Source organism: Accumulibacter sp. (assembly GCF_023806625.1).
Classification (GTDB): Bacteria; Pseudomonadota; Gammaproteobacteria; order Burkholderiales; family Rhodocyclaceae; genus Accumulibacter.
Genome location: NZ_JAMTDX010000091.1, coordinates 1 through 12,177, shown reverse-complemented (window position 1 = coordinate 12,177; position 12,177 = coordinate 1). Strand labels below are relative to the sequence as shown.

General features: G+C 66.5%; 9 protein-coding genes. 4 read left to right on the top strand and 5 right to left on the bottom strand.

Translation table 11 applies throughout. The features are described 5' to 3' along the window. A partial coding sequence (locus tag NFW05_RS14445; RefSeq protein ID WP_295308313.1) for an Lrp/AsnC ligand binding domain-containing protein occupies window positions 1-251 on the top strand: 251 nt, incomplete at its 5' end. A gap of 163 nt (window positions 252-414) precedes the next feature. Here the strand turns inward: NFW05_RS14445 and NFW05_RS14440 are convergent. Genes NFW05_RS14440 through tsaB form a run of 3 tightly spaced genes read right to left on the bottom strand, consistent with a single transcriptional unit; the run spans window position 415 to window position 2,398 of the window. Next, the gene (locus NFW05_RS14440; RefSeq protein WP_295308310.1) at window positions 415-1,251 is read right to left on the bottom strand and encodes a uracil-DNA glycosylase; all 837 of its coding nucleotides are present in this window, start codon (window positions 1,249-1,251) and stop codon (window positions 415-417) included. After that, window positions 1,248-1,724, bottom strand: a complete 477-nt coding sequence (rimI, locus tag NFW05_RS14435) for a ribosomal protein S18-alanine N-acetyltransferase (RefSeq protein WP_295308307.1) — start codon at window positions 1,722-1,724, stop codon at window positions 1,248-1,250. The genes NFW05_RS14440 and rimI overlap by 4 nt, the downstream gene beginning before the upstream one ends. Next, a complete protein-coding gene (tsaB, locus tag NFW05_RS14430) occupies window positions 1,721-2,398 on the bottom strand; it encodes a tRNA (adenosine(37)-N6)-threonylcarbamoyltransferase complex dimerization subunit type 1 TsaB (RefSeq protein WP_295308304.1) in 678 nt (225 codons plus the stop codon). The genes rimI and tsaB overlap by 4 nt, the downstream gene beginning before the upstream one ends. A gap of 267 nt (window positions 2,399-2,665) precedes the next feature. On the opposite strand from tsaB, the gene glgA reads away from it, so the two are divergent. Beyond that, window positions 2,666-3,874 (top strand): glycogen synthase, encoded by a 1,209-nt coding sequence (gene glgA / locus NFW05_RS14425; RefSeq protein WP_295308301.1) that lies wholly within the window; start codon window positions 2,666-2,668, stop codon window positions 3,872-3,874. A 263-nt stretch (window positions 3,875-4,137) separates the two neighbouring features. Further along, window positions 4,138-6,096 (top strand): alpha-1,4-glucan--maltose-1-phosphate maltosyltransferase, encoded by a 1,959-nt coding sequence (locus tag NFW05_RS14420; protein WP_295308298.1) that lies wholly within the window; start codon window positions 4,138-4,140, stop codon window positions 6,094-6,096. A gap of 156 nt (window positions 6,097-6,252) precedes the next feature. Here the strand turns inward: NFW05_RS14420 and NFW05_RS14415 are convergent, their stop codons facing one another. Further along, the gene (locus NFW05_RS14415; protein WP_295308295.1) at window positions 6,253-8,832 is read right to left on the bottom strand and encodes a glycogen/starch/alpha-glucan phosphorylase; all 2,580 of its coding nucleotides are present in this window, start codon (window positions 8,830-8,832) and stop codon (window positions 6,253-6,255) included. A 263-nt stretch (window positions 8,833-9,095) separates the two neighbouring features. Between NFW05_RS14415 and NFW05_RS14410 the strand changes: the two genes are divergently transcribed. After that, window positions 9,096-9,968 (top strand): patatin-like phospholipase family protein, encoded by an 873-nt coding sequence (locus NFW05_RS14410; protein ID WP_295308292.1) that lies wholly within the window; start codon window positions 9,096-9,098, stop codon window positions 9,966-9,968. A 100-nt stretch (window positions 9,969-10,068) separates the two neighbouring features. On the opposite strand, the gene NFW05_RS14405 is transcribed toward NFW05_RS14410, so the two are convergent. After that, window positions 10,069-11,979, bottom strand: a complete 1,911-nt coding sequence (locus NFW05_RS14405) for an ATP-binding cassette domain-containing protein (RefSeq protein WP_295308289.1) — start codon at window positions 11,977-11,979, stop codon at window positions 10,069-10,071. Between the last annotated feature and the right edge of the window lie 198 nt (window positions 11,980-12,177).

The window sequence follows — 12,177 nt, the reverse complement described above, 5'->3', positions numbered from 1 at the left end:
TGTCCGAGATGTCCGAGGTGACCGACTGCTTCTCGGTCAGCGGCGACGCGGACTACCTGATCCGGCTGGTCGCCCCCGATCTGCCGGCACTCTCCGAACTGCTGATGCAGCAGGTACTCCGCCTGCCCGGCGTGGCGCGGATCAGGACGAGCGTCGGCCTGAAGACCGTCAAACACACGCCGGCGCTGCCGCTCGGCCATCTGACCCAGCCGAGCAAGCCTCGCCAGCGCGTGCGCTACGCGGAGACGTAGACGAGTAGACGACCTGCCGCAAAGCCGGCAGTCCCTGCAGGGCCACGACGGTCCTGCCCCGAGCCTGCCCGAGCAGGCGTCATCACCCGAGCCCACGGCTGAGCAGCGGCTGGTTCGAAGCACCTGCCCGCGGCGGCAGCGCACTGGCCGAGGTCACGGCCGATCAGCCGGCTTCGGGTGTCCCGTCGCCCCGCTGCGCCTGGTCTCTGACCGCACGCATCAGGGCGCGCGCGCGGCACAAGTCCTCCCACGCCTTCGCCTTGTCGGGCAAGGTGCGCAACAGGTAAGCCGGATGATAGGTGACCAGCACGGGAATCGGCGGCTCGCTGCCGTCGGCCGCGCAATAGCCAAACGAGCGGCCACGCAGGCTGGCCAGTGAGCCGTCGTTGCCGAGAACGGCGCGCACCGCTGCGCGTCCGAGCAGAACGATCAGCCGCGGCTGCAGCAGGGCGATCTGCCGCCTGAGGTAAGGCAGGCAGGCGTCGATCTCCGAAGCGTCGGGCGTACGATTGCCCGGCGGGCGGCACTTCACCGCGTTGGCGATGTACACGTCTTCGCCGCGCCGCAGGTCGATCGCCCGGAGCATTGCGTCGAGCAGGCGGCCGGCAGTGCCTACGAAAGGCTCGCCGCGCCTGTCTTCGTCTTCGCCCGGTCCTTCGCCGACGAACAGCCAGTCGGCGTCGAGGTCACCGACACCGAGCACCGCCTGTCGCCGGCGCTCGCAGAGAACACAGGCGCGACATCCGGCGACGCTCTCGCGCAACTGCTCCCAGTCCATCGCGGCGATCGCCGCCGCCCGCTCGTCCGGCGCGCAGACCTTTGCCACGGGCGCCTGCGCATCCGGAGCCGTCTCGTCCTCGATCGGACTGCCCTGCTCCGGCGCCGCTTCCACCGCCTCCCCGGGCGGCCGCTGGCGCAGTTGCCAGAGAGTCGTCAGGCCGATCTCGCGCAACATCTGCGCCCGGGTCAGCGGTCCAACGCGCAACTTCGCTTCGCTCATGCGAGCCGAGCGGCCAGCAGCTTGCGCATGACCAGCGCGTCCTCCCGGCCACTGGCTGCAGGATAATAGCCACGCCGCACACCGATCGTCGCGAAGCCGAAATACTCGTAGAGCGCCAGCGCCCGCGTGTTCGACGGCCGCACTTCGAGCAGCAGGCTGGTCGCCCCGGAACGGCGCGCGACGAACATCGACTGGCCCAGGAGGCTGGCGCCGACCCCGACCCCCTGATGCGCCTGGGCAACGCTCAGATTGAGCAGGTGGGACTCGTCAAGGGCGGTCATCAGCACGAAATAGCCGACCAACTGGCCAGCCAGACGGCAACCCCACGCGCTGTAGCCCGAAGCAAGCGAGTCGACGAAGTTTCCCCGCGTCCAGGGAAACGGGAACACGCGCTCCTCGATCTCGAGCATCGCATCGACGTCGCCGTAGCTCACCGGCTCCATTTCGAGCTTCGGCCGGGGTATCGCGCTCAAGGCCTGCCCCCGCGCGCGACGCGCTCGGCGACGGTCAGCGCGACCTTGTCGCGCACGTAGAATGGGACCGCCTGAGCCGCGTCGATGCCCTCGCCGCGCGCCAGCCGCGCAGCACCAATGCGCGCGACCGCACCAGCGTCGGGCATCAACCCGGGCAACCACTCCCGGACGACTCCCGCGAGCCGCTGCTGAAGCAGAGGATGGAGCGCGAGGGCATTGCCGCAGGCCAGCCAGTCCGGTGAATCGGGGAGCGGCAGTTCCGCAGGGTCGCAGACCGCCAGCGGAATCAGCGGTGAACCCGCGGCAAAGCGGCTGTGATAAACCTCGCCCATCCGCGCGTCGAGGACGACGATCACCCGCTCGCCGCCACTGGCCAGAGCCATCGCCTCGAGTGTGCCGACCGGAAGTACCGGCAGGTCGTGTGCGACGGCCAGGCCCTGAGCCACACCGCAGGCGATCCGCAGACCGGTGAAGGAACCGGGGCCGGCCCCGTAGGCGATTCCCTGCAGGTCGGCAAAGGCAAGTCCCGCTTCAGCGACCGCTTCTCCGACCAGCGGCAGCAGCGTCGCCGAGTGAGCGAGGGCCAGCGGGCATTCGCGGCGGATCAGATCCCCGTCGCACCAGAGCGCAACGGAACCCCGCTCGGTCGATGTCTCGATGGCCAGCAGCTTCATGCGCAATATTCTACGCGTCCCGGCACGGCTGCGCCGCGGCGACGGTAATCTGCGCCTCGAGGGCGCCGGGGCGACGGCCCGGAAGCACTCGCGACGAAGAAGCCGACCGGCCATCGAGTCGCCGCGACAGCAGGCGGAGCTCTCCGTCACGCCAGACCAGCGGTCGCCGGGATGGCCGGCCGGACCCTTTCCCGATACAATGACAGGGACTCCCCGCGCTGCGCAGTAGCGCGCCCACCCGACCACCACCGCCTTGAAAGAACCGCGATGAAAGTGCTGCTATTGACGAGAGAATACCCTCCCTACGTCTATGGAGGAGCAGGGGTGCACGTCGAGTATCTCTCCGCCGAGTTGGCCAGACTGATGCATGTCGAAGTGCGCTCGTTTGGCGACCAGGACACCGTCAGCGACGGGGTGAGAGTCAAAGGCTATCCTTTCGGGAAAGGCAGCTTCGCTCATGTCGACAAGAAGCTCAGCGGCGCGCTCGACACCTTCGAAACGAATCTCGAGACACTCAGCGAACAGGTCGACGCCGACATCGTCCATGTCCACACCTGGTACGCGCACCTCGGCGGCATTCTGGCCAAGATCCTCTACGGCATCCCGCTCGTGCACACGGTGCACTCGCTCGAGCCGCTGCGCCCCTGGAAACGCGAACAACTCGGCTGCGGCTACGACATGTCGTCGTGGATCGAGCGAACCTCACTCGAAATGGCCGACGCCGTCATCGCCGTATCCGAGGGAACGCGGCAGGACATCCTCGACCATTTCGACATCGACCCGGCCAAGATCAGCGTGATCTACAACGGCATCAACGTCGACCAGTACCAGCCCACCGAGGAAACGGCAGCTCTCGAGAAATACGGCGTCGACCCGGCCAGGCCCTACGTCCTCTTCGTTGGCCGGATCACCCGCCAAAAAGGGATCGTCCACCTGGTCAACGCGATCAGATACATCAACCGGGACGCGCAGGTCGTCCTCTGTGCCGGCGCGCCGGACACGCGGGAAATCCTCGTCGAGATGGAGACGGCGGTCAAGCACGTTCGCCATGAAGGATTCGACAACGTCGTCTGGATCCGCGAAATGGTCAGCAAGGAAGAGGCGATCGAGCTGTACTCGCACGCGACGGTCTTCTGCTGCCCATCGATCTACGAGCCTTTCGGAATCATCAACCTCGAGGCGATGGCCTGCCGCACGGCGGTCGTCGCCAGCGCCGTCGGCGGAATCAAGGAAGTCGTCATCGACGGGGTCACCGGCTTCCTCGTACCGCTCGAGCAGCTGCACGTCGCGCCGTTCGAGCCGGTCGATCCCGATGTCTTTTCGCGCGACCTGGCGGCGGCGATCAACAAAATCCTCGACGACCCCGGACTCGCCGAGTCGATGGCCGCTGCCGGGCAGAAGCGCGCCCGCGAGGTTTTCAGCTGGCCGAGCATCGCCGAGCAGACCAGGAGACTGTACGATTCGCTGATCAAGTGAGCGCTGCCCATCAAGCCGCGGGCGGCAAGCGTCACGGCCTCGAGGAGTCTGTGGACGGCCCTGCCGCGCGGTCAAGCGGCCGTGTCGATCTTTCGCGTTCCCACTGACCAATGCAGCCGCCCTCCTCGAATTTCAGCCGCTCGGAAACGGGCGGCCCTGGCGTGCGCGCATCGCCGAAGTCCGCCGGACCGACGCAGGCGATGCCTTCCGCGCCCAGCCTCCTTACCGACGTCGTCGATCAAGAAACACTCAGGAGCAACAGCATGGTGCCCAAAGACTATCCCCGTGTAATCATCGAGGCGGTCGAGCCGCAAGTGGATGGCGGCCGCTACCCGATCAAGCGTGTCGTCGGTGAAGGCGTCGCGGTCAGCGCCGACATCTACAAGGAAGGCCACGACAAGCTGGCCGCCGTGCTCAAGCTGCGCCCGGTCGGCGAGAAGGTCTGGCAGGAAAGCCCGATGACCCTCGGCGACAACGACCGCTGGTACGGCGACTTCGCCGTCACCTCGGTCGGCCGCTGGGAGTACACGATCGAGGCCTACGCCGAGCGCTATCTCTCGTGGGTCGACGAGATCGGCAAGAAGAACGTCCCGGGAGCCAACCTGTCGAGCGAACTGATCGAAGGACTGGCAATCCTCAGGAAATCGGCGACTCTGGCCAGCGGTGACGAACGCAGCCGGATGGACGCGCTGATCGCGGCGATCGCGACGGCGCTCGACGCCGGCGAGCAGCAGGGAGCCGTAGACCTCGGAACCGGCGTCGTGATGCGCGGACTGATGGCCAGTCACCCCGACCGTAGCGAAGGCTACCAGCTCTCACCGCCGCTGCAGATCATGGTCAACCGGCCGATCACGCGTTTCGCCGCGTGGTACGAGTTCTTCCCGCGGTCGCAGGGAACGATGCCGTACCGCCACGGCACGCTCCAGGACAGCATCCGGCGCCTGCCTGCGATCCGCGCGATGGGCTTCGACGTCATCTACCTGCCGCCGATCCACCCGATCGGCCACAGCTTCCGCAAGGGCAAGAACAACAGCCTCGTCGCCGTCCCCGGCGACGTCGGCAGCCCCTGGGCGATCGGCAACGAGCACGGTGGCCACATGGCCCTCGAGCCGCAGCTCGGCAGCTGGGAAGACTGGGATCAGTTCGTCGCCACCTGTCGCGAACTCGGTATCGAGATCGCGCTCGACTACGTGATGAACTGCTCGCCCGACCACCCCTACGTCACCGAGCACCCCGACTGGTTCTTCCACCGTCCCGACGGAACGATCAAGTATGCCGAGAACCCGCCCAAGAAGTATCAGGACGTCTACCCGCTGAACTTCGGGACCAGCGACCGCGCTGGCCTGTGGCGGGAGATGCTCAAGATCTTCCTGTTCTGGGTCGACAAGGGGGTCACCACCTTCCGCGTCGACAACCCGCACACCAAGCCGGTCCCGTTCTGGGAATGGGTGATCGGCGAAGTCCATCGGGTCAATCCGGAAGTCATCTTCCTCGCCGAAGCCTTCACCAAGCCGAAGATGATGCGCCTGCTCGCCAAGGTCGGCTTTGCCCAGTCCTACACCTACTTCACCTGGCGCAACCACAAGCACGAGCTGACAGAATATGTCAGCGAGCTGACCAGCGGACCGATGAAGGAGTACTTCACGGGCAACTTCTTCGCCAACACCCCGGACATCCTGCCGCCGATCCTCCAGTTCGGTGGCCGCCCCGCGTTCATCATGCGTGCCGTCCTCGCCGCGACGTTGTCCGGCGTGTACGGCATCTACAGCGGCTATGAGCTTTGCGAGAACGAAGCGATCCCCGGCAAGGAAGAGTACCTCGATTCGGAGAAGTACGAGGTCCGCGTCCGCGACTGGAACGCCCCCGGCAACATCGTCGACATCATCACCCGGATCAACCGCATCCGCAGCGAATGCCCGGCGCTGCAGACCTACAACAACGTGCTCTTCCTGGCCATCGACAACCCGAACATGCTGGCCTACGCCAAGATGACCGAGGACAGGTCGGACATCGTCGTCTGCGTGGTCAACCTCGATCCGTTCCACAAGCAGATCGCCACGCTGCACGTGCCGCTGGCCAGCTTCGGAATAGACGCCGACGAGCAATACCAGGCGCACGACCTACTCTCCGGCGAACGCTACCGCTGGAAAGGCCCGACGGCCTACATCGAGCTGGCTCCGGACACCAAGATGGCGCACATCATCAAGATTCGGCGCTGGTAAGGCCTCCTCCGCTGGTGGAAGATCTGTCCGGCTCTCCCACCAGCAGCCAGGAGACGGTTACGGCAACGCGACCCGGACCGGCAGGCCGCGACCTCCGGCCGAGCGAGAACCGGCGTCGGCAGACCAGACGAGGTCCCTGACGCTTCTACCCAAGGATCACTCGGCGCCCGCGGTCGCCCGCCTGAAGACCAGATCCTCGCGCGACAGGTCGCGCAGTTCGATGCGTACCGGCTGCACCTTCCAGATCTCTTCGCAGTACTGGCGGATCGCCCGGTCTGAAGAAAAGAAGCCCGAGCGGGCGACGTTGAGGATCGACATCCTCGACCAGCGGTCAACGTCGCGGTACGTGTCGGAAACCCTCTGCTGGCAGTCGATGTACGACTGGAAGTCGGCGAGCAGCATATACTCGTCGCGGTAGAGCAGGTTGTCGAGCAGGGGCCGGAACAGATCCCGGTCGCCGCGGGTGAAGAAACCCGAGCCGATCAGGTCGATGACTTCCTTCAGATGAGCGTTGCCCTCGTAGAAGGCGTACGGTTCGTAGCCCCGCTGGCGAAGATCGGCCACCTCGGCGGTGTTCATCCCGAAAAGAAAGAAGTTCTCCTCGCCAACCTGCTCGCGGATCTCGACATTCGCGCCGTCGAGGGTGCCGATGGTCAGCGCCCCGTTCATCTGGAACTTCATGTTGCCCGTTCCCGAGGCCTCCTTGCCGGCGAGCGAGATCTGCTCCGAGAGGTCCGCAGCCGGAAAGATCACCTGCCCGTTCTTGACGTTGTAGTTCGGGTAGAAGACGACCCGCAGCCGGCCATCCATCGCCGGATCGCGGCCGATCACGTCGGCGACGGCGTTGATCAGGCGGATCATCATCTTGGCCATCTCGTAGCCGGGCGCCGCCTTGCCGCCGAAGACCACCGTCCGCGGCGACAGATCGAGGCCCGGATCGTCCTTGAGCCGCTTGTACAGCGAAACGACGTGCAACAGATTGAGATGCTGGCGCTTGTACTCGTGGATCCGCTTGACCTGGATGTCGAACATCGAAGCGGGATCGACGTCGATGTGCGCGTGGCGGGCGATCTCGACGACCAGACGTTCCTTGTTGCCGCGCTTGACGCGCCGCCAGGCTTCCTGGAAAGCCGGATCGTCGGCATGGGCTTCGAGCTGGCGCAGCCGGCCCATGTCGGTGACCCAGCCGGGTCCGATCGCCTCGTCGATCAGCCTCGACATCGCCGGATTCGACAACAGGACGAAGCGCCGCGGGGTCACTCCGTTGGTCTTGTTGCTGAACTTCTCGGGCCACAGCTCGTGGAAGTCCTTGAGCACATCGCTCTTGAGCAGCTCGGTATGCAGCGCGGCAACGCCGTTCACCGCGAAGCTGCCGACCACCGCGAGGTGCGCCATGCGCACGTAGCGCGCCCCGTCCTCGTCGATCAGCGACATCCGCCGCAACCGCGCGTCGTCGTACGGGAAGCGGATGCGCACCTGTTCGAGGAAACGGACGTTGATCTCGCAGATGATCTCGTAGTGGCGCGGCAGCACGCGCCGGAACAGGTCGAGCCGCCATTTCTCGAGCGCCTCGGGCAACAGCGTGTGGTTGGTGTACGCGAAGGTCCGGCGGGTGATCGCCCAGGCCTGGTCCCAGCCCATTGCGTATTCGTCGACCAGCAGGCGCATCAGCTCGGCCACGGCGATCGACGGATGCGTGTCGTTGAGCTGGACGACGAACTTCTCGTCGAAGTGCTCGAGATTGTTCTCGCGCTGCAACTGCAGCCGGATCATGTCCTGCAGCGAGCACGAGACGAAGAAATACTGCTGTTCGAGGCGCAGTTCCTGTCCCGCCTCGGTCTCGTCGTTCGGATAGAGCACCTTGGTGATGGTCTCCGAGCGAATCTGGGCATCGACCGCCTGATCGTAGTTGCCGGCGTTGAAGGCCTCGAAGTCGAAGGAATCGGGCGCCTCGGCACTCCACAGGCGCAGGCGGTTCGGCGTATTCACGCCATAACCGAGGATCGGCATGTCCCAGGCCGTGCCGCGGACGACCTTCGCCGGAACCCACTGCACGCGCAGCCGGCGGCCGGCGGCCGCCTCGTACTGATGTTCGGTGTGCCCGCCGAGCTTGACCTCGAAGGCGATGCTCGGCCGGTGGATCAGCCACGGGCTGCCCGAACGTAGCCACTTGTCGGTCAGCTCGACCTGCCGGCCGTCGCGAATCGCCTGCGTGAAGATCCCGAACTCGTAGCGAATCCCGTAGCCGATCGCCGGGATCTCGAGCGTCGCCAGCGAGTCGAGATAGCAGGCGGCGAGACGGCCGAGCCCGCCGTTGCCGAGCCCGGGCTCTTCTTCCTGCTCGAGGAGCATCTCGAGGTCGAGCCCGAGTTCCTCCATCGCCTGCCTCGTGTTGTCGAAGATGTTCAGATTGATCAGGTTGTTGCCGAGTTGCGGGCCGATCAGGAACTCGGCGGAAAGGTAGCAGACCGTCCGGCTACCCCGGTCACGATAGGTGCGCGCGGTCTGCACCCAGCGCTGCAACAGCCGGTCGCGAACGGCCTGCGCGAGGGCGACGAAGCAGTCGTGCCGCGTCGCCACCTGCGGAAAACGAGCCTGTACGTACACCAGCTTGTCGAGCAACGCGCGCTTCAGCGCATCCACGCCGAGCCCTGCGCGCCGGTCCTCGCGCCCGACGAGCACCGCCGATTCAGCCAGCGCCTCCGGGTCCTTCCGGTACTTCGATTTGTCGCTCATGATCAATGCCCCAACGATGTTCTTGTTCGATCACAATCAGCCGCCGATCTTCCCCGGCGTTTCGCGGGCAGTCTAAAGCATTGTGCGGGAGCATGCACGCCACCGTATTCCGAGCTGCGAAAGGCTCGCAGCGGTGGCAGCCCGCTGGCAAAAGTCGTACCATTGCCGGCCTCGCTGCGTTCCAGTCGTCGCCTCTACCATCAGCCCGCATCGGCGCCGGGTGCGTAGCCGCGACTCCCTTCATCCGGAGAACAGACTGACCCATGCCACGCCGATTCCTCGTCGCCGCTCTCGCCGCCCTGACGCTCACCGCCTGCTCGTCGCCCCCCCCGAAACCGGCTGCCTCAACCAACGCCCGCCCGGCCAGGCTCGGCCTCGCGCTCGGCGGCGGTGCAGCGCGCGGCTTCGCGCACGTCGGCGTGATCAAGGTGCTCGAAAGCCAGGGTATCGTCCCGGAGATCGTCGCCGGGACCAGCGCCGGAGCCGTCGTCGGGGCGCTCTACGCCGCCGGCCACAATGGTTTCGAGCTCCAGAAACTGGCCCATCAGCTCGACGAGACCAAGATCAGCGACTGGTCGCTGCCCGACCGCGGCGTCCTCAAGGGCGAGTCGCTGCAGCAGTTCGTCAACCAGGCGGTCGGCCAGAAGCCGCTCGAAAGCCTCCGCAAGCCGTTCGGCGCAGTGGCCACCGACCTAGCCAGCGGGGAGAGCATCGTTTTCCGAACGGGCAACACGGGCATGGCCGTACGCGCTTCGGCGACCGTCCCGGGCGTCTTCCAGCCGGTCAGGATCAACGGCCACGAGTACGTCGATGGCGGCCTGTCGAGCCTGATCCCGGTCCGTGCGGCGCGGCAAATGGGCAGCGACGTGGTGATCGCCGTGGACATCTCGGCGCACCCCGGCAACCAGCCGGTACGCAGCACCTTCGACATCCTCATGCAGACCTTCACGATCATGGGCCAGAGCCTGGCGAGGTACGAACTGAAGGAGGCCGACGTGGTCATCCGGCCGCAGGTCGGGACTGTCGGGTCGACCGACTTCCAGGCACGCCACGACTCGATTCTCGAAGGCGAAAAAGCGGCGCTCGCCGCGCTGCCACAGATCCGCGAAGCGCTGCGCAAGGCCGGACGCAACTGAGCGACGGCGAGCAACCGGCGCACACGGGCGACGACCGCCGCGGCAAGCGACCGGACGCATCACCCAGAATCGCAGGCCGGCGAGCCTCGCCGGTCGCTGCTCAGGACCACGCTTCCAGCGCTTCCCAGCGTTCGAGCAGGGCGATCAGCTCGTCGTCGATCTCGGCGAGCCGCGCGGCGAGATCCTGGGCCTCGCGCGGCTGCGCCTGATAGAGCGCTGGATCAGCCAGGCGCTCGTTGAGCAGTTTCTGCTCGGCCTCGAGCGCGGTGATTCGCCCGGGCAAGGCAGCGAGTTCCTGCTCCTCCTTCCACGAGCGCCGGCCCGACGCGGCCGACCGCTGCCGGCCTGCCCGCGGCGGCTCGGCCGGACGAGCCTCGACGCCCCGCGGCGGGGCCTCGTCGCGACGGCGCCCGGCCTGATGGTCGGCCCAGTCCTGATACCCGCCGGCATACTCGCGCCAGACACCACCGCCTTCGGCAGCGATCGTCTGGGTGACCACGTTGTCGATGAATGCGCGGTCATGGCTGACCAGCAGCAGCGTCCCCGGGTAATCCTGGAGCAGTTCCTCGAGCAGTTCGAGCGTCTCGATGTCCAGGTCGTTGGTCGGCTCGTCGAGGACCAGCACGTTCGCCGGACGCGCGAACAGCCGGGCGAGGAGCAGGCGATTGCGCTCGCCGCCGGACAGCGAACTGACCAGCGAACGCGCGCGCTGCGGAGCGAACAGGAAGTCGCCGAGGTAGCCGATCACGTGCTTCCTCTGCCGGCCGATCTGCACGTAATCCGAACCCGGGGAGATCGTCTCGATCAGCGTCGCCTGCTCGTCGAGCTGGCTGCGGAACTGATCGAAATAGGCCACCTCGACGCGCGTGCCGAGGCTGACCCGCCCGCTGTCCGGCGCCAGGTCGCCGACGATCAGGCGCAGCAACGTCGTCTTCCCGGCGCCGTTCGGACCGATGATCCCGATCCGGTCACCGCGCTGCACGCGGCACGAGAAGTCGCGCACGACGACATGGTCGCCGAAGGACTTGCCGACCCGGTCGAGAACGGCGACCAGCTTGCCGCTGCGCTCGCCAGCATCGAGCGACAAGTCGACCTTGCCGAGCCGCTCGCGTCTCGCCGCGCGCTCGCGGCGCAGGCGCTCGAGGCGCAGCACGCGGCCTTCGTTGCGCGTACGCCGCGCCTCGACGCCCTGTCTGATCCACGCCTCCTCCTGGGCGAGGAACTTGTCGAAACGCGCATTGGCCAGCGCTTCGTCGTTGAGCATCGCCTCCTTGCGCCTCTGGTAATCGGCGAAGCTGCCCGGAAACGACGAAAGCCGCCCGCGGTCGAGTTCGACGATCCGCGTCGCGATGCGTTCGAGAAAACGCCGGTCGTGGGTGACGAAGACCAGCGTCACCCCGGAGGAAACGAGCAGGTCCTCGAGCCACTCGATCGCCGCGATGTCGAGGTGGTTGGTCGGCTCGTCGAGGAGCAGCAGCTCGGGAGCGACGGCCAGTGCGCGGGCCAGCGCCAGGCGTTTCTTCTGCCCGCCGGAGAGCGTTCCGACGCGTCGCTCGGCAGCGAGCGAGAAGCGCTGGATCACCCGTTCGGCCTGCGCCTCGAACGACCACGCCTGTCTGGCCTCGAGCTCGGTCTGCAGCGCGTGCATCCGCTCGAGCAGCTTCGTCTGATCCGACCCGGGTTCGCCGAGCGCGTGTGAAACCGCATGGTACTCGCCGAGCAGCGCCGAGACCTCGCCCATGCCGGCGACGACCGCCTCGAAGACGCTCTGCTCTTCGTCGAAAGGCGGTTCCTGGGCGACGTAGCCGACGCGCAGCGCCGGCTGGGTCCACAACCGGCCATCGTCGAGCCCGCCGCAACCGGCCAGCGCGGCGAGCAGCGACGACTTGCCGGTGCCATTGCGCCCGATCAGCGCGACCCGCTCGCCGGCGTCGAGCTGGAAATCGGCGTGATCGAGCAGCGGCACGTGGCCGAAAGCCAGAGAAGCGTCGGCAAGCGTCAGGTACGGCATGAAGAAGACCACTCCCGGGTGAAGGCGGCGGCGCGACAGAGCGAACGGCGCGGGCGCTGGTCGCCAATGCCCGACCATCCCGAGGCGCCCGAGCCCGCGGCTGGTTGGTCAAAGGCGGTGCCAGCCGCTACAATACTGCGCTTGCTCCTCGTAGCACAATGGACAGTGCACGCGCCTCCTAAGCGTGAGATACAGGTT

What these genes read in the sequence shown, in the direction of transcription:
- NFW05_RS14440 (WP_295308310.1), bottom strand. Translation starts at nt 1,251, where the DNA reads ATGAGCGAAGCGAAGTTGCGCGTTGGACCGCTGACCCGGGCGCAGATG.
- tsaB (WP_295308304.1), bottom strand. Translation starts at nt 2,398, where the DNA reads ATGAAGCTGCTGGCCATCGAGACATCGACCGAGCGGGGTTCCGTTGCG.
- glgA (WP_295308301.1), top strand. Translation starts at nt 2,666, where the DNA reads ATGAAAGTGCTGCTATTGACGAGAGAATACCCTCCCTACGTCTATGGA.
- NFW05_RS14420 (WP_295308298.1), top strand. Translation starts at nt 4,138, where the DNA reads ATGGTGCCCAAAGACTATCCCCGTGTAATCATCGAGGCGGTCGAGCCG.
- NFW05_RS14415 (WP_295308295.1), bottom strand. Translation starts at nt 8,832, where the DNA reads ATGAGCGACAAATCGAAGTACCGGAAGGACCCGGAGGCGCTGGCTGAA.
- NFW05_RS14410 (WP_295308292.1), top strand. Translation starts at nt 9,096, where the DNA reads ATGCCACGCCGATTCCTCGTCGCCGCTCTCGCCGCCCTGACGCTCACC.
- NFW05_RS14405 (WP_295308289.1), bottom strand. Translation starts at nt 11,979, where the DNA reads ATGCCGTACCTGACGCTTGCCGACGCTTCTCTGGCTTTCGGCCACGTG.